The organism is Roseomonas genomospecies 6 (assembly GCF_008365375.1).
Taxonomy (GTDB): Bacteria; Pseudomonadota; Alphaproteobacteria; order Azospirillales; family Azospirillaceae; genus Azospirillum.
In genome coordinates, this window is record NZ_QOKW01000006.1 from 105147 (window position 1) to 125572 (window position 20426).

At 66.9% G+C, this 20426-nt stretch carries 23 protein-coding genes; 14 read left to right on the top strand and 9 right to left on the bottom strand.

Going from position 1 to position 20426, the window contains the following annotated elements:
* Positions 1 to 22: 22 nt before the first annotated feature.
* Positions 23 to 871: a metallophosphoesterase family protein gene (locus tag DS843_RS10200; protein WP_149468778.1), complete on the top strand. Its 849-nt coding sequence runs from the start codon at positions 23 to 25 to the stop codon at positions 869 to 871.
* A 62-nt stretch (positions 872 to 933) separates the two neighbouring features.
* The gene (hemB, locus tag DS843_RS10205) at positions 934 to 1947 is read left to right on the top strand and encodes a porphobilinogen synthase (RefSeq protein ID WP_149468779.1); all 1014 of its coding nucleotides are present in this window, start codon (positions 934 to 936) and stop codon (positions 1945 to 1947) included.
* A gap of 46 nt (positions 1948 to 1993) precedes the next feature.
* Here the strand turns inward: hemB and DS843_RS10210 are convergent, their stop codons facing one another.
* The 3 genes from DS843_RS10210 to dapA form a co-directional block, all read right to left on the bottom strand.
* Positions 1994 to 3022, bottom strand: a complete 1029-nt coding sequence (locus tag DS843_RS10210) for a class I SAM-dependent methyltransferase (RefSeq protein WP_149468780.1) — start codon at positions 3020 to 3022, stop codon at positions 1994 to 1996.
* A gap of 116 nt (positions 3023 to 3138) precedes the next feature.
* Positions 3139 to 3585, bottom strand: a complete 447-nt coding sequence (gene smpB, locus DS843_RS10215; RefSeq protein WP_149468781.1) for an SsrA-binding protein SmpB — start codon at positions 3583 to 3585, stop codon at positions 3139 to 3141.
* A gap of 66 nt (positions 3586 to 3651) precedes the next feature.
* The gene (gene dapA, locus DS843_RS10220) at positions 3652 to 4527 is read right to left on the bottom strand and encodes a 4-hydroxy-tetrahydrodipicolinate synthase (RefSeq protein WP_149468782.1); all 876 of its coding nucleotides are present in this window, start codon (positions 4525 to 4527) and stop codon (positions 3652 to 3654) included.
* Positions 4528 to 4605: 78 nt separating this feature from the next.
* On the opposite strand from dapA, the gene DS843_RS10225 reads away from it, so the two are divergent.
* On the top strand, positions 4606 to 6570 hold the full coding sequence (locus DS843_RS10225) for a lytic transglycosylase domain-containing protein (RefSeq protein WP_149468783.1): 1965 nt from the start codon (positions 4606 to 4608) through the stop codon (positions 6568 to 6570).
* Positions 6571 to 6836: 266 nt separating this feature from the next.
* Positions 6837 to 7064 (top strand): hypothetical protein, encoded by a 228-nt coding sequence (locus DS843_RS10230; protein WP_149468784.1) that lies wholly within the window; start codon positions 6837 to 6839, stop codon positions 7062 to 7064.
* A gap of 45 nt (positions 7065 to 7109) precedes the next feature.
* Here DS843_RS10230 and mltG read toward each other — a convergent pair whose 3' ends face one another.
* The 6 genes from mltG to DS843_RS31140 form a co-directional block, all read right to left on the bottom strand.
* Complete coding sequence (mltG, locus tag DS843_RS10235; RefSeq protein WP_149468785.1) at positions 7110 to 8102, bottom strand: endolytic transglycosylase MltG; 993 nt, start codon at positions 8100 to 8102, stop codon at positions 7110 to 7112.
* A 26-nt stretch (positions 8103 to 8128) separates the two neighbouring features.
* On the bottom strand, positions 8129 to 9391 hold the full coding sequence (fabF, locus tag DS843_RS10240; RefSeq protein WP_149468786.1) for a beta-ketoacyl-ACP synthase II: 1263 nt from the start codon (positions 9389 to 9391) through the stop codon (positions 8129 to 8131).
* Positions 9392 to 9478: 87 nt separating this feature from the next.
* Positions 9479 to 9718: an acyl carrier protein gene (locus tag DS843_RS10245; RefSeq protein ID WP_149468787.1), complete on the bottom strand. Its 240-nt coding sequence runs from the start codon at positions 9716 to 9718 to the stop codon at positions 9479 to 9481.
* 169 nt (positions 9719 to 9887) lie between these two features.
* Positions 9888 to 10625, bottom strand: a complete 738-nt coding sequence (fabG, locus tag DS843_RS10250; protein ID WP_149468788.1) for a 3-oxoacyl-[acyl-carrier-protein] reductase — start codon at positions 10623 to 10625, stop codon at positions 9888 to 9890.
* Positions 10626 to 10633: 8 nt separating this feature from the next.
* A complete protein-coding gene (gene fabD / locus DS843_RS10255; protein ID WP_149468789.1) occupies positions 10634 to 11590 on the bottom strand; it encodes an ACP S-malonyltransferase in 957 nt (318 codons plus the stop codon).
* Positions 11591 to 11677: 87 nt separating this feature from the next.
* The gene (locus DS843_RS31140; RefSeq protein WP_167525257.1) at positions 11678 to 11818 is read right to left on the bottom strand and encodes a hypothetical protein; all 141 of its coding nucleotides are present in this window, start codon (positions 11816 to 11818) and stop codon (positions 11678 to 11680) included.
* Between the two features lie 154 nt (positions 11819 to 11972).
* Between DS843_RS31140 and rpsF the strand changes: the two genes are divergently transcribed.
* The 10 genes from rpsF to DS843_RS10305 all read left to right on the top strand — a co-directional run bounded on the left by rpsF (position 11973) and on the right by DS843_RS10305 (position 20425).
* Positions 11973 to 12410 carry a 30S ribosomal protein S6 gene (rpsF, locus tag DS843_RS10260; RefSeq protein ID WP_149468790.1) on the top strand — a complete coding sequence of 146 codons (438 nt, stop codon included), beginning with the start codon at positions 11973 to 11975 and terminating at the stop codon, positions 12408 to 12410.
* Positions 12411 to 12683, top strand: a complete 273-nt coding sequence (gene rpsR, locus DS843_RS10265) for a 30S ribosomal protein S18 (protein WP_145626607.1) — start codon at positions 12411 to 12413, stop codon at positions 12681 to 12683.
* A gap of 34 nt (positions 12684 to 12717) precedes the next feature.
* A complete protein-coding gene (locus DS843_RS10270) occupies positions 12718 to 13674 on the top strand; it encodes a DUF2232 domain-containing protein (protein WP_149468791.1) in 957 nt (318 codons plus the stop codon).
* On the top strand, positions 13674 to 14243 hold the full coding sequence (gene rplI, locus DS843_RS10275) for a 50S ribosomal protein L9 (RefSeq protein ID WP_149468792.1): 570 nt from the start codon (positions 13674 to 13676) through the stop codon (positions 14241 to 14243). The genes DS843_RS10270 and rplI overlap by 1 nt, the downstream gene beginning before the upstream one ends.
* 246 nt (positions 14244 to 14489) lie before the next feature.
* A complete protein-coding gene (locus tag DS843_RS10280) occupies positions 14490 to 15731 on the top strand; it encodes an SAM-dependent methyltransferase (RefSeq protein WP_149468793.1) in 1242 nt (413 codons plus the stop codon).
* Positions 15732 to 15863: 132 nt separating this feature from the next.
* Entirely contained in the window at positions 15864 to 17396 is a 1533-nt protein-coding gene (locus DS843_RS10285; RefSeq protein WP_149468794.1) for a replicative DNA helicase, read from the top strand.
* Positions 17374 to 18510, top strand: a complete 1137-nt coding sequence (gene alr / locus DS843_RS10290) for an alanine racemase (protein WP_149468795.1) — start codon at positions 17374 to 17376, stop codon at positions 18508 to 18510. Before DS843_RS10285 ends, alr begins: the two co-directional genes overlap by 23 nt.
* On the top strand, positions 18510 to 19286 hold the full coding sequence (locus DS843_RS10295) for an MlaE family ABC transporter permease (RefSeq protein ID WP_149468796.1): 777 nt from the start codon (positions 18510 to 18512) through the stop codon (positions 19284 to 19286). Before alr ends, DS843_RS10295 begins: the two co-directional genes overlap by 1 nt.
* 22 nt (positions 19287 to 19308) lie before the next feature.
* Positions 19309 to 20100, top strand: coding sequence for an ABC transporter ATP-binding protein (locus tag DS843_RS10300; RefSeq protein WP_286192031.1), 792 nt, complete (start codon positions 19309 to 19311; stop codon positions 20098 to 20100).
* A 106-nt stretch (positions 20101 to 20206) separates the two neighbouring features.
* On the top strand, positions 20207 to 20425 hold the full coding sequence (locus DS843_RS10305; protein WP_149468798.1) for a hypothetical protein: 219 nt from the start codon (positions 20207 to 20209) through the stop codon (positions 20423 to 20425).
* Position 20426: the final 1 nt, after the last annotated feature.

Below are 20426 nucleotides of genomic sequence, written 5' to 3' on the forward strand. Positions count from 1 at the left end.
GGAAGGCTTTTGGGGAGGTGTCGTGAAGAAGCTCGCCCACATCTCGGACCTGCATTTCGGACGCATCGACCCGGTGGTGGTCGAAGGCCTGCTGGCCGACCTGACGGCGGCGCGGCCCGACCTGATCGTCATTTCCGGCGATCTGGTCCAGCGCGCCAAGGCCCGCCACTTCCTGGAGGCCCGCGCCTTCCTGGAAAAGCTCCCCTTCCCCTATCTGGTCGTGCCGGGGAACCACGACATTCCGGTCTACAACGTGGTGCGCCGCTTCCTCGACCCGTTCGGCAACTACAAGCGTTACATCACCAAGGACCTCAGCCCCTTCCACATCGATTCGGAAATCGCCGTTCTGGGGATCAACACGGCGCGCTCCGTCATCATGGACTTCTCCGAGGGGCGCATGAACAAGGCCCAGATCAAGCGCGTGCGGGAGGTGTTCTGCGAGGTGCCGGACCGGGTGTTCAAGGTGCTGTTCACCCATCACCCCTTCCTGCCGCCGCCGGACGCGCCGAAGACGAAGCTGGTCGGGAGGCACAGGCTGGCCCTGCCCGCGCTGGAGAGCTGCGGGGTGGACCTGCTGCTGGCGGGGCATCTGCACCGCGCCTATTCCGGCGACATCATGACCCACCACACGCAGGTCGCGCGCTCCATCCTGGTGGCGCAGGCCTCGACCGCGACCTCCACCCGACTGCGCAACGAAGCCAACGCCTACAACCTCATCGCCATCGACCCGCCGCGCGTCACCTTCGAGGTGCGGTCGTGGGAAGGAGCAGCCTTCACGGGCGGGCTGGTCTCGCAATGGCGCAAGGACGGGCATCGCTGGGTCATGGAAATGCAGGACACGGGATTCAGGCCTGTGAGCGGTGCGGCTTGAGTCGTGGCGGCCATGCGGCGTAGGATCGCGCCGCAAGTTTTGAGAGAACATCAGGTCCCCGCATGTCCGCCTCGCATTTCCGGTCCCCGGCCTCCTTCCCGCGCACCCGGCTGCGCCGCAACCGCGCCGACGCCTGGACCCGCCGCCTCGTCGCCGAAAACCGCCTGACCGTGGACGACCTGATCTGGCCGGTCTTCGTCATCGAGGGCGAGAACCAGCGGGTGCCCGTGGTCTCCATGCCCGGCGTGGAGCGGCTGAGCATCGACCTGCTGACCGAGGCGGTGGCCGGGGCCGGTGAACTCGGCATCCCCTGCGTGGCGCTGTTCCCGGTCGTCGGCTCCGACGCGAAGTCGGAGGACGCGGCGGAGGCCTACCGCCCCGACAACCTGATGAACCGCGCCATCCGCGCGCTGAAGGCCGCGGTGCCGGAGGTCGGCATTCTGGGCGACGTGGCGCTGGACCCCTACACCAGCCACGGCCACGACGGCATCCTGCGCAACGGCTACATCCAGAACGACGAGACGGTCGAGGTGCTGGCCCGGCAGGCCCTCTCGCAGGCGGAAGCCGGCGTGGACATCGTCGCCCCGTCGGACATGATGGACGGGCGCATCGGCCTGATCCGCGACCGTCTGGACAGCCACGGGCACGAGCTGGTGCGGCTGTGCTCCTACGCCGCCAAATACGCCTCGGCCTTCTACGGCCCCTTCCGCGACGCGGTGAATTCCGGCGGGTTCCTGAAGGGCGACAAAAAGACCTATCAGATGAACCCGGCCAACACCGACGAGGCCCTGCACGAGGTCGCTCTCGACCTCCAGGAGGGTGCCGACATGGTGATGGTGAAGCCCGGCCTGCCCTATCTGGACGTCATCCGCCGCGTGAAGGACAGCTTCGCCGTCCCGACCTTCGCCTATCACGTGTCCGGCGAATACGCGATGCTGCGCGCCGCCGCGCAGAACGGCTGGCTGGACTATGAAAAGGCCCTGCTGGAAACCCTGACCGGCTTCAAGCGCGCCGGCTGCGACGCGATTTTGACGTATGGCGCCGTAGACGCCGCGCGGTTGCTGAAGGAAGGCTGAGCGGGGCGCGAGAGGCCGCGCTCCGGCACGGCCTCCGCCTCTCCCGTTACTTCGGCGTGCCTTTCCACACCTGGAACTGCGGCGTTTCCAACAGCAGGTCGGCGTGACCGAAAGCCGTCTTGAACAGCTTGCCCACGCCCGCCGTCCGCTGGGTCACCGCGACCAGAGAGCCGCGCAGCTTCAGATACTGCTTGGTGCCGGCGACCAGCGCCTCCAGCATCCCGAAATCCTCGTCCTTGCCGCGGTGGAGCGGCGGGTTCGAGACGATCAGCCCGAACCGCTCCCGCGCGCCGAGCCCCGCCAGACCGTCGCTCAGCACGCATTCCGCGTCCGGCACATTTTGGCGGGCGGCGTGCAGAGCCACCGCGTCGATGTCCAACAGGGTCAGCCGGGCGTCCGGCGTGCGTTCCCGCACCGCGCGGGCGATCACCCCGGCGCCGCAGCCGAAATCCAAAACGGCGGTGCCCGCCGCAATCTCCGGCAGGACCTGGAGCAGGCATTCCGTGCCGGCGTCCAGCCGCCCGTGGGCGAACAGGCCCGGATAGGACACCAGATCGAGCGCGCCGTCACGCCCCGGCAGCGGCAGGGCCAGGGTCTCCCGCCAATCCTCCAGATTGCCCTTGGTCGGAGCGCTGGTCCGGCGGGTTTCGAGGACGCGGGCGCGGCGCTTGATGGCGAGGGTCTCCACCCCGTCCACCAACCCGTCGAAGCGTTTGGGCGCCGAGGTGATCCCCTCGTCGTTGCTGCCGACGACCCACAGCGGCGCGCCGGTGGGAAGGCGCGCGGCGAGAGCGTGCAGCGCCATCTCGAAGGCGGCCCAGCCGCGCGGCAGGCGCAGAACGGCGCCGTCGAAGGCTCCATCGGCGGGCCAAGGCGTGGCCGGCTTCCCGTCCAGAGCCAGCCGGCGCCAGGACACCACCTCCGCTCCACCGTCGGCGAGCGCCTGTTCCATCGCCCCGTCCGCGTCGCCCGCGACGAGAATGCGGCCCTGGGGACGGCGTTCGGCAAAGAGGTCGGCGGCGACGCCGGCCACGGTGGCTTCCCGGTCACCGGCGCGGTTGGACAAGCGGCTCACGTTCTTTCCCGTCAATGGTCGTGTTGGTGAGGGACCCCCACCACAGAGACACGGAGACACGGAGAAGGCGCGACCTCCGTGTCTCCGTGTCTCCGTGGTGAATGTCGTCCTTCGTCTCAGCCCCGGTCGCGCATCAGCCGAGCCTTGTCGCGCTGCCACGTCCGTTCCTTCTCGGACTCGCGCTTGTCGTGCTTCTTCTTGCCGGCGGCGAGGCCCACCTCGACCTTGGCGATGCCGCGGTCGTTGAAGTAGACCGACATCGGGATCAGCGTGATCCCCTTCTGCTTGATGGCGCCCATGAGCTTGCTCAGCTCACGGCGGTGCACCAGCAACTTGCGCGGCCGTTTGGTCTCGTGCTGAAGCCAGCGGCCCGCCTGCCCGTATTCCGGGATGTAGGCGTTGAACAGGTACAGTTCCCCGTTCTTGAGGCCGGCGTACGCCTCGTTGATGCTGGCACGGCCGCCGCGCAACGACTTCACCTCGGTGCCGGTCAGGATCAGACCGGCCTCCAGGGTGTCTTCGATGAAATAGTCGAAGCGTGCGCGGCGGTTCTGTGCCGCCATGCGCCTTGGTTCGGGCTCGCGGGCGGCCACGTATCCTCCTTCCCTAAGGCGGGGTGGTGCCGTCCCTTAGGACAGCACCCCGGCCTTCTTCATCGCATCGCGGACGATGGTCCGCGTGCTCTCCGACGCGGCGACCAGCGGCAGGCGAACCTCGTCCGTGGACTTGCCGAGCAGGCTGGCGGCGTATTTCACCGGGGCCGGGCTCGTCTCCACGAACATGGAATCGTGCAGCGGGGTCAGCAGGTCGCGGTACTTGTAGGCGGTGGCGAGATCGCCCTTCCGCCAAGCGTCCTGCATCGCGGCGCACTGGGCCGGCGCGATGTTCGCCGTCACCGAGATGCAGCCGACGCCGCCCTGCGCGTTGAAAGCCAGAGCCGTCGCGTCCTCGCCCGAAAGCTGGATGAAGTCGGGGCCGACCTCCTGCAGCAGACGGACCGGACGGGCCAGATCGGCCGTGGCGTCCTTCACGCCGATGATGTTCGGCAGCTTGGCGAGGCGGGCCATCGTTGCCACCGACATATCCACGACACTGCGGCCGGGAATGTTGTAGATAACGATCGGCAAATCCGCCGCGTCATGGATCGCTTTGAAATGCTGGTACAGACCTTCTTGCGTCGGCTTGTTGTAATAGGGCGTGACCACCAGCGCCGCGGTGGCGCCGGCCTTCTTCGCGTGCTGGGTCAGCGAGATCGCCTCATCGGTGGAGTTCGATCCGGTGCCGGCGACGACCGGAACCTTCCCGCCCGCGGCCTCGATGCACAGCTCGACGACCCGGTTGTGCTCTTCGTGGGAGAGGGTGGGCGACTCGCCCGTGGTGCCGCACGGGACGAGACCGTGGGTGCCCTGCGCAACCTGCCACTCGACGAAGGACTGGAAGGCGGCCTCGTCCACTTTCCCGTTTTTAAACGGGGTCAAAAGAGCGACGATGGAACCGTACAACATGCCTGCCACCTCCGACGGACTTCAAGAAAAGTGTCGCGCACCTTAGCCGCACCCGTTCCCCCGAGCAAGAGCGCCCGGATGATCATCCGACATGCCACCCGTTCCGCCATTGCCGCCGCCCTGCTGGGGTTGATCGTGCTGGCCCAGCCCGCCGGGGCGGCCAGCCTGACGGCGCAGGACCTCGCCGTCTACCGGCAGGCCTTCAAGGCCGCCGACAACGACCGGCACGACGAGGCGCTGCGCATTGCCGGCCAGGCGTCCAACAAGCTGCCGGCCAAGGTGATCCGCTGGATGGCCCTGGCGGCTCCCGGCGGCGGCAGTTTCGACGAGATCGCCGCCTTCATCCGCGAGAACGGCGATTGGCCGAACCAGGCGCAGCTTCGCCGGCAGGCGGAGAAGGCGATGCCCATCGACCTGGACGAGGACCGGGTGCTCGCCTGGTTCAAGCAGTACCCTCCCCTGTCCAACGAAGGCTTCATGCGCCACGCCGACACGCTTCTGGCGACCGGCAACGCCGAGCGGGCCGTGCGGATGGTGCGCGACCGCTGGGTGGAGGCGAACTTCACCGCGGCGGACGAGGAGCAGTTCCTGGCCCGCTACCGCTCCCACCTGCGCCAGCAGGAGCACAAGGCGCGCATCGACCGGCTGCTGTGGGAACGGCAGGAAGCCGCGGTGCGCCGCATGCTGCCCTTCTTCGACGAGGCTTACGACCTGCTGATCGAGGCGCGGATCGCGCTGGACGGCGATGCCAAGAACGCCGACGCCGCCTTGGCCCGCGTTCCCGCCTCCTTGCGCAACGACCCCGGCCTGCTGTTCGACCGCGCCCGCTACCGCCGCCGCAAGGGGGACGACGCGGGCGCGCTGGAGATCATCGCACAGGCGCCCAAGGACATGGGCCGCCCGCAGGCCTGGTGGACGGAGCGCCACATCCTGGCCCGCCGCGCCATGGTGAACGGCGACCACAACCTGGCCTACCGGCTGGTGACAGCGCACGGCCAGACCGAGGGCAGCGGTGCGGCGGAGGCGGAGTTCCTGGCCGGTTTCCTGGCGCTGCGCTTCCTCGACGATCCGTCGAGCGCCTTCAACCATTTCCACAAGCTCTACCGCTCCGTCGGCGCGCCGATCAGCAAGGCGCGCGGCGCCTATTGGTGCGGGCGCGCGGCGGAGGCTCTGGGCCAGACGGCGCAGGCCAAGGATTGGTACGCCAAGGCCGCCCAGTACGGCACGACCTTCTACGGACAGCTCGCCGCTCGCCACGCCGGGAACGGGCGCATCGCCCTGCCCGTCGAGCCGCGCGTGTCCAACGCCGATGCCACCGCCTTCGAGCGGCGGGAGGTGGTGCGCGTGACGAAGCTGCTCGCGGAGATCGAGGGCAACACGGACGAGCGGGTCACCGCCTTCCTCCGCCGCCTCAGCCTGGACGCGAAGGAGCCGGCGGACTATGTGCTGGCCGCCAAGCTGGCGCGGGAGCTTGGGCGCCGCGACCTCGCCGTGGCCGCCGCGAAGGACGCCGCGCAGAACGACGTTTTCCTGGTCGAAGCCGGCTATCCGATGATCGAAAGCCGTCCCGCCACTCCGGAAATCGCCCTGGTGCACGCCATCATCCGGCAGGAGAGCACCTTCAACACCCGCGTCGTGTCCTCGGCCGGCGCGCGCGGCCTGATGCAGCTCATGCCCGGAACGGCGCAGCTCGTCGCCAACAAGCTCGGCGTCAAGCACGACAACGCGAAGCTGATCAGCGACCCGGATTACAATGTGCGGCTCGGCTCGACCTATCTGGCGGACATGATCGACCGGTTCAACGGCTCCTACATCATGGCCATCGCCGCCTACAACGCCGGCCCCACCCGCGTGCGGCAATGGATCGACACCTACGGCGACCCGCGCGGCGAGGCGATCGACGCGGTGGATTGGCTGGAGTTGATCCCGATCTACGAGACGCGCAATTACGTGCAGCGCGTCATGGAGGCCATGCTGGTCTACCGGGCGCGCATCCAGGGGGCCAAGGCCGAACTCAACCTGGACAAGGAAATCCGGCGATAAATGCTGAACGGCTCCCTCTTCCACCGCGGGAGAGGGAGCAAAGCGCATCTTTCAATGATGAATATTCGAAAGTCTCAAAAGCCGACTCATCTCCGTCACAACTCGCAATCAAAAACGTCCCAATTTCGCTCATTTCGTCTGAAGTGGTAACTCTTCTTCCTTCCGGGATGATGAATTGCATTTAATGCTCTATTAACCACAAGCCGAGAGAATTCCCACGCACGGACGGACCGTGTTTCTCTTTATTCCGTGATTGGGAGCCTACCATGCCAGCACCGATGGTCGCCGATGAAGTCCGCCAGGCGTGCCGCATCCACGCGCGCCTTCTGGACGCCTTCATCGCTTTGACGGAACAGGAACTGGCGCAGCTCGCCCCTGGCTTCGCCGAGGAAAGCCTGATGGAATCGCTGGAGAAGATGCGCGCCGCCCGCAAGAGCTATGGCGCGCTCGGCGGGGTCGTGGCGCTGGAGCTGATGACGTCGAACGCCGCTTGACCGCCGTCTGATCGCCGTGCCTTCCGACCGGGAACAGGGGACCGCTCACTCCTGCGGCGTGTCCCCGTTGCCCGTTTGCCGGCGCTGCACCTCGCGCCACTTGGCGACGTTCCGGTTGTGATCGGGCAAGGTCTTCGCAAAGACATGCCCGCCCCCGCCATCGGCGACGAAGTACAGGAAGTCGTGCTTCTCCGGATGCAAGGCCGCCTGGATGGAGGCTCGCCCCGGATTGGCGATCGGTCCCGGCGGTAGCCCCGCCGCGACATAGGTGTTGTAGGGCGATTCGAACTTCCAGTCGTTCCGGGTCAAGGCCCGCCCAAGTTCCCCACTGCCATCCGTCAAGGCGTAGATGACCGTCGGGTCGGACTGGAGCTTCATGCCGGATTCCAGCCGATTCACGAAGACGCCGGCCACCTTGGCGCGCTCCGCCGCGACTCCGGTTTCCTTCTCCACGATGGACGCCATGGTCAGCGCCTGCTGCGGATTTTCGTAAGGAAGATCCGGACCGCGGTTCTTCCAGGCGTCGTTCAGCGCCTGGGTCATGGCGTGCTGCATGCGCTCGACCAGAGCGGAGCGCGAATCGCCGTAGGAATAGTGATAGGTTTCCGGCAGCAGGCTTCCGTTCTTCGGAACCGCCTTCAACTCGCCGGTCAGCGCCGACTCGGCGTCGAGCAAGGCCACGACCTGGGCGGAGGTCAGCCCCTCCGGCACCGTGAAGCGGCGGACCACGGTCTTGCCCTGGTGCAGCATGTCCAGGACACCGTCGATGCTGATCCCCGCCGGGAACGCATATTCACCCGCCTTCAGCGGGCCTTCCAGCTTCGCGGCGACCAGGAAGAGGATCGGAGACTCGACGACCCCCGCATCCCCCAAGGTCAGCGCGATGGCTTCAAGCCCGCTGCCGCGCGGGATCACGACCGTTTCAGCATGCTCCAGTGGTCCGGGGGCCATCACGCGGAGGGCACCCCAGAACACCAAAGCGCTGCCCGCGGTGAGGACGGACAACGCCCCCGCCGCGATTCGGAGGCCCCAGCCCATCGGCGGTCTCCGCTATGCTTCGCCGCTCAGGCGAATTCCTTGAAGACCAGGGAGGCGTTGGTGCCGCCGAAGCCGAACGAGTTCGACAGAGCGGCCCGCACGCGGCGCTCCTGCGCAACCTTCGGAACGAGGTTGACGCCGAGGCAGCTTTCCGACGGGTTCTCAAGGTTCAGCGTTGGCGGGACGATGCCGTGGTTGATCGCCTTGATCGAGTAGATGGCCTCGACCGCGCCGGCAGCACCCAGCAGGTGACCGATGGCCGACTTGGTGGAGGACATGGCGACGTTGTCCATCGCGCTCCCGAACAGACGCTTCACAGCGCCCAGTTCGATCTCGTCGCCAAGGGGCGTCGAGGTGCCGTGGGCGTTGACGTAGTCGATGGCCGCCGGCTCCATCCCGGCCCGCTTCAGCGCGTTGCGCATGGAGCGGAAACCGCCGTTGCCGTCTTCCGCCGGAGCGGAGATGTGGTAGGCGTCGCCCGACATGCCGTAGCCAACCACCTCGGCGTAGATGTGGGCGCCGCGCTTCTTCGCGTGCTCCAGCTCTTCCAGGACGACGACACCCGACCCTTCACCGATGACGAAGCCGTCGCGGTCCTTGTCGTAGGGACGCGACGCCTTTTCCGGCGTGTCGTTGAAGGCGGTGGACAGGGCGCGCATGGCGGCGAAACCACCGACGCCAAGGCGGCTGACCGCCGCTTCCGTGCCGCCGGCGACCATCACGTCCGCGTCACCCAGCATGATCAGGCGCGAGGCATCGCCGATGGCGTGCGCGCCGGTCGAGCAGGCCGTCACCACCGCGTGGTTCGGACCCTTGAAGCCGTGCTGGATGGAGATGTGGCCGGACGCCAGATTGATCAGGCAGGCCGGAATGAAGAAGGGGGAGATGCGGCGCGGACCCTTTTCATGCAAGGTCACCGCACCTTCGGCGATTCCCGGCAGCCCGCCGATGCCCGAGCCCACCATGACGCCGGTGAGTTCGCGCTCCTCGTCGGTCTGGGGGACCCAGCCGGAATCCTTGATGGCTTCGTGGGCGGCGGCGATGGCGAAGATGATGAAATCATCCATCTTCCGCTGGTCCTTCGGCGGAATGAAGGCGTCGGGGTTGAACAACCCATCGCCATCCCCGCGCGGAACCTGCCCGGCAACCTTCGAGGCCAGATCGGAGGCGTCAAAACCCGTGATGGCGCGGATGCCCGATTGGCCGGCGATCAGACGCTCCCAGTTGAGCTTGTGGCCGACACCGAGCGGCGTGACCAGACCGAGGCCGGTAACGACGACACGTCTCATGGGGTATTCCTTGACCTTTCCTCGGAAAACTCAGCGACGGCCAGGCCACTTGGTAAAGCTGCCTGGCCCTCTCGCACCATCGCCTTATCAGGCGGCGGCGTTCGCCTTGATGAAGTCGATGGCGTCCTTCACCGTCAGGATCTTCTCGGCGGCGTCGTCCGGAATCTCGCAGCCGAACTCTTCCTCGAAAGCCATGACCAGCTCGACCGTGTCGAGGCTGTCGGCGCCGAGATCGTCGATGAAGGAGGCGTTCTCCGTCACCTTACCTTCCTCGACGCCCAGGTGGTCCACCACGATCTTCTTAACGCGCTCGGCGACATCGCTCATTTTTTCAGACCTTCCAATCCTTGAGACCGCTCGGGCGAATTCGGCCGGTTCAACACGCGGCTGCGTGCCTTCCTGCCACAAAAAGCCCCGTCCGATAACACATTTTAACAGCCTTGACCAGCGCCCGCGGGAGCCGGTCCGAACCTGTGGTTCAGGCAGCGAATCCGCCTCAGATCATGGCCATGCCGCCGTTGATGTGCAGCGTCTGGCCGGTGACATAGGCGGCCTCATCGCTCGCCAGGTACACGACTCCGGCGGCGATTTCCCCCGGCTCGCCCATGCGGCCGGAAGGAATGGCGGTGAGCAGCTTGTCCTTCTGCTCCGAATTTAGGGCGTCGGTCATCGCCGTGGTGATGAAACCCGGCGCGACGCAGTTCACGGTGATGCCGCGCGACGCGACCTCCGCGGCCAGCGACTTCGACATGCCGATCATGCCGGCCTTGGAGGCGGCGTAGTTGGCCTGACCGGGGTTGCCGGTGACGCCGACGATCGAGGTGATGCCGATGATGCGGCCCCAGCGGCGCTTCATCATGCCGCGCAGAACGGCGCGCGACAGACGGAATGCGGCCGTCAGGTTGACGTCCAGCACCGACTGCCAGTCGTCGTCCTTCATGCGCATGGCAAGCTGGTCGCGGGTCAAACCGGCGTTGTTGACCAGGATGTCGATCTGGCCGAGCGCGGCCTCCGCATCCTTGGCAAGCTGCTCGGTTCCGGCGGCGTCGGCCAGATTGCCGGGCACCACGACGGCGCGCTCGCCCAGCTCGGCGGCCAAGGCCTCCAGCGGGGCGACGCGGGTGCCGGACAGGGCGACGGTGGCGCCCTGCGCGTGCAGCGCGCGGGCGATCTGCGCCCCGATGCCACCCGACGCGCCGGTGACCAGCGCCTTCTTTCCGGTCAGGTCGAACATGGAATGCCTCACAGGGTCTTCAGGAACGATTCGACGTCGGCGGGCCCCTGGACGGAGGTGCCGGCCAATTCCTTGTCGATGCGCTTGGCGAGACCCGACAGCACCTTGCCAGAACCGAGCTCCACCAGCGTGTCGACGCCCTGCTCCTTCATATAGAGCACGCTCTCGCGCCAGCGGACCATCCCGGTCACCTGCTCCACCAGAAGGCGGCGGATCTCGTTGGGGTCCGAGACGGCAAAGGCCGTCACGTTGGCGACCACCGGAACCTCCGGGGCGCCGATCGTCACGGCGGCGAGCGCCTCGGCCATGGCGTCGGCGGCCGGCTGCATCAGCGGGCAATGGAAGGGCGCGCTGACCGGCAGACGCACGGTGCGCTTCAGCCCGCGTTCCGCCGCGATCAGTATCGCCCGGTCGATGGCCTCGGCGTGGCCGGAGATCACCACCTGACCCGACGAGTTGTCGTTGGCGACGGTGCAGACCTCGTTCTGGCCCGCAGGGTTTTGAGCGGCATCGGCCGCGATGGCCTGGGCCTGCTCCAGCTCGGCGCCCAGAAGGGCGGCCATGGCGCCCTGCCCGACCGGAACCGCCTTCTGCATGGCCTGACCGCGCAGCTTCAGCAGGCGCGCGGTGTCGGCCACGGTGAAGGCGCCGGCGGCGCAGAGGGCCGAATATTCGCCGAGCGAGTGGCCGGCGACGAAGGCGGCGTGCTTGGAGAGGTCGAGCCCGCCCTGGTCCTTCAGCACCCGCAGAACCGCGATGCTCACGGCCATCAGGGCCGGCTGGGCGTTCTCGGTCAGGGTCAGGTCGGCCTCGGGGCCTTCGAACATCAGGCGGGACAGGCGCTGGTTCAACGCGTCGTCCACCTCTTCGAAGGTGTGCCGCGCGACCTCGAACGCCTCGGCCAGCTCGCGGCCCATGCCGACGGCTTGGCTGCCCTGGCCCGGAAAGACGAACGCCCTGGTCATGCTGTCTGGAAACCCTAATAAATAGGCACGCCACCAGCGGCGCTGCCGTTGAATTCGGCGACAGTCATACCCTGCCGTTCGGGCAAGTCAAGCGATGCTCAACGTTGAAGGGCTGGAATTGGTGCCTTTCTGTTGCATTTCCGGCGCTTTTTCATTGCTGCGATGCAGCGGCGACAGGAAGGAAGGGGCACTCCGGGCCGCGGAAAGCGGAATCGCCGGGCGGCTCATGTTTCCGCTTGTCCGGGTAGGGCTTTTGTGCATACTGCGCCGCTTCATAACTCCTTGCCGGCGGCCCGCGTGCCACCGGCTAGGCCCGGGCGGCTGATCCTGTCCATAGGGGATGGGGCGCAGCGCCGGACCATGAACAGCCATGGGGAGTAAGATGGCTCTTTACGAGTGCGTGCTGATCGCGCGCCAGGACATCTCGGCCGCCCAGGCCGAGCAGCTCGGCGAGCAGTTCGCCCAGATCATCCGCGACAACGGCGGTCAGGTCGTCAAGACCGAATACTGGGGTCTGAAGACGCTCACCTACAAGATCAAGAAGAACCGCAAGGGTCACTACACCCTGTTCAACCTTGACGCCCCCGCCGCCGCCGTCCTGGAGATGGAGCGGAACATGGGCATCAACGAGGACGTGCTGCGCTTCATGACCGTCCGCGTCGACGCGCTGGACGCCAACCCGTCGGTGATGATGCAGAGCCGCGGCGAGCGTGGCGACCGCGGTGATCGCGGCGACCGCGGCCCGCGCCGCTTCGAGGATCGTGGCCCGCGCCCGCCGCGCCGCCAGGAACCCACCGTTGCCGAAGGGGAGAACGCTTAAATGTCCGACAAGCAGACCTCGGGCGCTCCGGCCCGTTCCGGTGGCGGTCCCCGCCGTCCGTTCTTCCGCCGCCGCAAGACCTGCCCGTTCTCGGGCGCGAACGCTCCGGCGATCGACTACAAGGACGTCAAGCTCCTGTCCCGCTTCATCTCCGAGCGTGGCAAGATCGTGCCGAGCCGCATCACCGCGGTTTCCGCGAAGAAGCAGCGCGAACTCGCCCGCGCCATCAAGCGCGCCCGTTTCCTGGCCCTGCTTCCCTACGTGGTGAAGTAAGGACCCGAAGCGGACACTAGGCAAAGGTGTTCCCATGGCCTCGCCCCTGGCCGCCCCTCTGGCGGCTGCCATCGGTGTCGGCGTGGTCAGCGCGTTCTTCTACCTCGCCGTCCTGTTCGGCGGGTTCGGGGCGCTGATCCTGGGCTATCTGGCGCCGCTGCCATTGTTCCTCGCGGGACTGTGGCTCGGCTCCACCGCCTCCCTTCTCGCCGGTGCGGCGGGGACGGTGGCGGTCCTGGCGGTGTCGTCCAGCCTTCTGGTGTCTCTCGCCTATCTGGTGACCGCGGCTGTCCCGGTCATGCTGGTGGTGCGGCAGGCGCTTCTGGCGCGGACGGCTTCCGACGGGAGTGTGGAATGGTATCCTCCGGGCCGGCTCCTGATGGCGCTGACCGGAATGGGACTGGCGGGCCTTCTGGGTGCCGCGGTTCTGACGCTCGATCAGCCCGGCGGGCTGGAGGGCGCGGTGCGGGAAACGCTGGGCCGCATGGCGGACCAGATGTTCTCCGCACAGGGCCAGCCGGCCCCGGACCCGCAGGACATCTGGATGGCCGAGGTGTTGCCGGGCTTCGCGGTGATCTCATGGCTCGTCATGACGATCGTCAACGGAGCCCTGGCGCAGGGCGCCCTGATGCGGTTCGGCCGCAACCGGCGCCCCGCCATGCGGCTGGACGACCTGGAACTGCCCCGGTGGCTCGCCACCGCGTTCCTGGCGGCCATGCTGGCGGCCTCCCTGGCGCCGGACCCGGTCGGGTTCCTCGCGGTCAACGCCGCGCTGATCCTGGCCCTGCCATTCGCCTTTGCCGGGCTTTCGGTGGTGCATGCATTCGCCCGAAGCCGGTCGGCCAAGCTGCCGATCCTCGTCGGGTTTTACATGTTCCTGTTTCTTTTCGGTTGGCCGATCGTGCTGATGGTCGGTCTGGGCATGATCGAGCAATGGATTGGGCTGCGTCGCCGTCTCCGGCCCGCCGGCCCCGATCAGGAGGACGAGTGATGGAAGTTATTCTGCTGGAGCGGGTCGAGAAGCTCGGCCAGATGGGCCAGGTCGTGAAGGTGCGCCCCGGCTTCGCCCGCAACTATCTGCTGCCGCAGAAGAAGGCCCTGCGCGCCACCAAGGCGAACATGGCGTTCTTCGAGAAGCAGAAGGCCCACCTGGAGGCCGTCAACCTGGAGCGCCGCAAGGACGCCGAGCAGGTTGCCGCCAAGATGAACGACGTGTCGGTCGTCGTGATCCGTCAGGCCGGTGAGACCGGTGTGCTGTACGGTTCGGTGACCCCGCGCGACGTCGCGGACGCCCTGGACGCCGCCGGCTACAAGGTCGACCGCAAGCAGGTGTCGATCGAGAACCCGATCAAGACGCTGGGCCTGTTCAAGCTGCGCGTCGTCCTGCACCCCGAGGTGAGCATCACCGTCACGGTGAACGTCGCCCGCTCGCAGGAAGAGGCCGAGTTGCAGCGCTCCCGCGGCGGCATGGTCACCGCGGCCGACCTGCGCGACGACGAGGAAGACGAGATCGAGGAGGCCCCCGAGGCCGCCGAGGCCGAGGTTTCCGAGGAGGGCTGACCGCCCGCTCAACGAGACCAGTCCGCTCGTCCGGAAGCCGCCCGCCCCTGAAAGGGGCGAGGCGGCTTTTCCGCGTTTGCACCCCCTTTTCCGTCCCGCTCCTCCTTCCGGCTCCCCCGGACGCCCCGCCCCCCTGCCCCGACCGGTGGGTTGCCCTCTCCCACCCCACCCTCCGACTCTCGTTCCGGGTGATTGGTGCGGCGATAATCCAGACCGAATCGTGGTCGACGGATGAGGAGATGCGCGATGCTGCTTGCCCGACTGCTCGGTCCGGCGATGACCGCAGGCGCGTTGGACATCGTGGGCGCCGATGGACGAAGGCACCGTTTGGGAGCCGGCACTCCGTCCCTGACGCTTCGCCTGCACGACAAGGCTTTGCACCGTGACCTCGTCGTGAACCCACGGCTGCGCTTCGGGGAAGCCTACATGGATGGCCGCCTGTCCATCGAGGGCGGGACGGTCTACGACTTCCTGGCGTTGTTGTGCGCCGGACCGGAGAATGTCCAGGGCGTGTTGGGCAACGTGCGGGAGGCCCTCGCACCGGCCCTTCGGCTCCTCCAGCAGAGCAATCCCCTGCGGCGGTCACGGCAGAACGTCGCCCACCATTACGACCTGTCGCGGGCTTTCTTCGAGCTGTTCCTCGACCGCGATCTCCAATATTCCTGCGCATACTTCGCTACGCCGGGCACTGGGTTGGACGAGGCTCAGGAGGCCAAAAAGCGGCATATCGCGGCGAAGCTGCTGCTTCAGCCGGGAATGCGGGTGCTCGACATCGGCTGCGGCTGGGGCGGCATGGCGCTGTACCTTGCCCGGACCACCGGCGCCCATGTCACTGGAATCACCCTGTCGGCCGAACAGCTCGCCGTCGCACGGAAACGGGCGGAGCAGGAGGGACTCGGCGACCGGGTGCGGTTCGAACTGCGCGATTACCGCCAGATGGATGGGTGTTTCGACCGCATCGTCTCGGTCGGTATGTTCGAGCATGTCGGGGTGCCGCACTACGGCACCTTCTTCGCCACGCTGCGCGACCGGCTGGCCAGAGATGGGGTGGCGCTGCTGCACGCCATCGGACGATCGGATGGTCCTGGCACGACGAATCCCTGGCTGCGCAAATACATCTTCCCCGGCGGCTATTCGCCGGCCCTGTCGGAGGTGATTCCGGCGGTGGAGAAGGCCGGTTTGTGGAGCACCGATGTGGAAATCCTGCGCCTCCATTACGCCGAGACGCTGCATCATTGGCGGGAACGCTTCCTGGCCCGGAGGGAGGAAGCTCGCGCCATGTATGACGAGCGCTTTTGCCGGATGTGGGAGTTCTATCTGGCTGGAGCAGAGATCAGCTTCCGCTACCAGGGGCACATGGTCTTTCAGATCCAGCTCGCCAGGTCGCTTGGCGCGGTTCCGCTGGTCCGCGATTACATGGTCCATACCGAAGCGGCGCTGAAAGACGCCGCTCCGGCGGTCATCCACAGGCAAGGTTCCTCTAGATAGCGTTGAAATATATTGCTTTTTCCCGTTTACCCCCAGAACTCATCAATTGTGGAAAAAAGTTATTCACAGGAATGTGGGTGGCCTTACCCCGATCGCACAGCTTTGCGCCCCGCCCTTTGCTAAAGTGCCGCCATGGATGACAAGACCACCCAGCTTTTCGAGCCGCGCCCCCTCGACGGCGGGCTGTCCCGTGCCGGTGCCGCGAAGCCCGCGGCGGAATACCGCACGCCGCCTCACAACGAGGAGGCGGAGCAGGCGCTGCTCGGCGCCATCCTGGTCAACAACAAGGCGTACGAGAAGGTCGGCGAGTTCCTGCGCGCCGAGCACTTCTACGACCCGGCGCACCAGCGCATCTTCTCGGCCATCGCCAAGATGGTGGAGCGCGGCCAGATCGCCAACCCGGTGACGCTGAAGGCCTATTTCGACAACGATCCGGAACTGGCGCCGGACGGCGGCGCCAGTTACCTGGCGCAGCTCGCGGCCAACGTCGTGACGGTCGTCAACGCGGGCGATTACGGCAAGACGATCCACGACCTGTTCCTGCGCCGTCAGTTGATCGAGGTCGGCACGGACATGGTGAACGAGGCGTACCAGCACGACCTCGACATCGACGCCATGGACCAGATCGAGACGGCGGAGAAGCAGCTTTTCGACCTCGCTTCCACGGGCGACGTGCGGGGAGGCTTCATCGCCTTCTCCGAGTCGCTGAAGGCGGCGATCGCCACGGCGGAGACGGCCTTCCGGCGGTCCAGCCACGTCACCGGCGTGACCACCGGCCTGCGCGACCTCGACCGCAAGCTGGGCGGCCTGCACCCGTCGGACCTCGTCATCCTGGCCGGGCGCCCCTCCATGGGCAAGACGGCGCTGGCCACCAACATCGCCTTCAACGCCGCCAAGGCGCACATGCGCACCAACGGTGGCGAGGGCGCGCCGGTCGGCTTCTTCTCGCTGGAAATGTCGGCGGAACAGCTCGCCACCCGTATCCTGGCCGGCGAGGCCGAGGTGTCGGGCGACAAGATCCGCCGCGGCGAGATCAAGGACAGCGACTTTCCCAAATTCGTGGCGGCCAGCCAGGAACTCAGCCGCGTCCCCTTCTTCGTCGACGACACGCCGGCCCTGACCATCGCCGCGGTGCGCACCCGCTGCCGCCGGCTGAAGCGCACGCACGGTCTGGGCATGGTGGTGGTGGACTATCTCCAGCTTCTGCGCGGCAGCTCCACCAAGGGCAACGAGAACCGCGTGCAGGAGATCTCGGAGATCACCCGCGGCCTGAAGGCCATCGCCAAGGAGCTGGAGGTGCCGGTGCTGGCCCTGTCGCAGCTCAGCCGCGCCGTGGAAATGCGCGAGGACAAGCGGCCCCAGCTTGCCGACCTGCGCGAATCGGGCTCCATCGAGCAGGACGCCGACGTCGTGATGTTCGTTTACCGCGAACAGTACTATCTTGAGCGCGCCGAGCCGGCCCGCCGGCCGGAGGAGACGGAGGACAAGTACAACGACCGCTACGCCAACTGGCAGAAGCGCTACGCCGAGGTGCACAACACCGCGGAGGCGATCATCGCCAAGCAGCGCCACGGCCCGATCGGCAATGTCCGCATGTTCTTCGATGGACAGTTCACGAAATTCGGCGACCTCGACACGACCCATGACTTCGGCCCTACTGAGTGATCCGCTGGCCCGCGCCGGCGCCGTTCTGACCATCGACCTTGGCGCCGTGGTCGCCAACTGGACGCAGCTCCGCGACCGGGTGGCGCCCGCGGAATGCGCCGCCGTGGTCAAGGCGAACGCCTACGGCCTGGGGGTGGAGCGCGTCGTCCCGGCTCTGGCCGCCGCCGGCTGCCGCACCTTCGTCGTCGCGCAGTTCGAGGAGGCACTGGCCGTCCGCGCCGTGGCGCCGCCCGACGCCCGCGTGCTGTCGCTGGGCGGCCTGCCCGCCGGCACCGCGCCGGACTTCACGGCGCACCGCATCCTGCCCGTGCTGAACCATCTGGGCGACATCGCCGCGTGGCAGGCCCACGCCAAGGCGCAAGACACACCCCTGCCCGCCGTCGTCCACATCGACACGGGCATGAACCGACTCGGGCTGGGTCCGGACGAGCTGGACACGCTCGTCGGCGACCTTTCCCGGATCGACGGGGTGGAAGTTCAGGTCTGGATGACCCACCTCGCTTGCGCCGACGAGGATTCGGCGATGAACAGCCAACAGCTCGGTCGTTTCCGCTCGGCGGTCGGGCGTCTTCCGGCGGCCAAGGCGAGTTTCGCCAATTCCTCCGGGATCTTCCACGGACCGGCCTTCCATTTCGACCTCGTGCGGCCCGGCTGCGCGCTCTACGGCGTCAACCCGACGCCGGGTTTCGCGAACCCGATGCGGGCCACCATCCGGCTGGACGCCCGGCTGCTTCAGGTGCGCAACGTTGACAGCCCTATGACCGTTGGCTACGGTGCCACGCACCGCGTTGCGGCGAGAGGCAAAATCGCAACCATCGCAGTGGGTTATGCCGACGGATATCTGCGCTCGCTCAGCGGGCGCGGCCATGTCTTCGTCAACGGCGTGGCCGCTCCGGTGGTTGGGCGTGTTTCGATGGATCTGGTCACGGTGGACGTCAGCCACCTTCCCGACGAGGCGGTGACGCCCGGCGGGCTGGTGGAGCTGATCGGCCCGAACCGCCCGGTGGACACCGTGGCGGACGAGGGCGGAACCATCGGCTACGAGATCCTGACCTCGCTGGGCGCGCGCTATCACAGGGTCTACCGCGACCCGCCGCCGCCTGAGGTCGCTTGATGGGTTTCCTTGCCGCCACCGGACGGGCCTTCCTGATCTTTCTGGAAGCCACCGGAAAGCTCGCGATGTTCACCGCCACCGCCCTGTCGCACTGCGTGCGTCCGCCGCTGTACCCGCGGCAGATCCTGCGCCAGATGATCGACATCGGCTACTACTCCCTGCCGGTGGTCGGGCTGACCGCGCTGTTCACCGGCATGGTGCTGGCGCTGCAAAGCTATTCCGGCTTCTCCCGCTTCCAGGCGGAGGGCGCCATCGCCACGGTGGTCGCCCTTTCGGTAACGCGGGAACTGGGGCCGGTGCTGGGCGGCCTTATGGTCGCTGGGCGCATCGGCGCCGCCATGGCCGCCGAGATCGGCACCATGCGCGTGACCGAGCAGATCGACGCCCTGTCCACCCTGTCCACCAACCCCTTCAAGTATCTGGTGGCGCCGCGCCTGATCGCCGGGCTGACCATGCTGCCGCTGCTTGTGCTGGTGGCCGACATCATCGGCGTGTTCGGCGGCTTTCTGGTCGGCGTCTACCGGCTGGACTTCAACCCGGCCTCCTACATCGGCCGCACCTGGGAGTTCCTGGAGCCGATCGACGTGATTTCCGGCCTCGTGAAGGCGGCGGTGTTCGGATTCATGGTGTCGCTGATGGGCTGCTACCACGGCTACCATTCCCGCGGCGGCGCCCAGGGCGTGGGTGCGGCGACGACGAACGCGGTGGTTTCGGCCTCCATCCTGATCCTGGTGTGGAACTACCTCATCACCGGCATCTTCTTCTCGACGAAATGAGCGCAGACCAATGAGCCGAGTCATGTCGCAGGTCCCCCCCGCTCATCCGCCGAAGATTTCGCTGAAGAACGTGCATAAGGCGTTCGGGCCGAAGGTCGTGCTGAACGGCATCGACCTGGAGGTCGGGCGCGGCGAATCGCTGGTCGTCATCGGCGGGTCGGGCACCGGCAAGTCGGTCATGCTGAAGTGCGTCCTCGGCCTGCTGTCGCCGGACAGCGGCTCCATCCGCGTGGACGGCGAGGAGACGACCAGGCTCCGCCCGCGTGAGCGGGAGAAGCTGCTGCACAAGTTCGGCATGCTGTTCCAGGGCGCGGCCCTGTTCGACAGCCTGAAGGTTTGGGAGAACGTCGCCTTCGGCCTGATCCAGGGCGAGCACATGCCGCGCGCCAAGGCGAAGGAGATCGCCATCGCCAAGATGGGCGCCGTCGGTCTCGGTCCGGAGGTGGGAGAGCTGTTCCCGTCGGAGTTGTCGGGCGGCATGCAGAAGCGCGTCGGCCTCGCCCGCGCCATCGCCGACGAGCCGGAGATCATCTTCTTCGACGAACCGACCACCGGCCTCGACCCGATCATGGCCGACGTGATCAACGAACTGATCGTGAAGTGCGTGAAGGATCTGGGCGCCACCGCCGTGACCATCACCCACGACATGGCCTCGGCCCGCAAGATCGCCGACCGGGTGGCGATGATCTATCAGGGCCGAATCGTCTGGACCGGCCACGCCAACGACATCGACAACTCCGGCAATCCCTATGTGGACCAGTTCGTCCATGGCCGGGGGGAAGGCCCGATCAAGATGCAGGTGCGGGCGCTGTAACGCCCCCTTCACTGCGGGTTCGTGCAAAATTAACCTGTCGCCCGGTAGGGTCGGCCACGAAGATCACCGGCTTCCTTCATGCCGGTTTCCCATCGGAGAGACGAGTATGGCGGACATCACCACGAACGGCCTGGCCTTCGCGAGCTTCATGCTGAGCGCCAAGATCCTGGAGACGCTCCAGGCCAAGGGTCTGCTGACCAACGAAGAGACGGTGCAGACGATCAAGAACGCCCACGAGCAGCTCATCAAGAACGACAATCCGCTGTCGCTCGAAGCCGCCGACGCGCTCGCCCACTTCTTCGCAGGCCCGACCGAAGCGAAGTGAC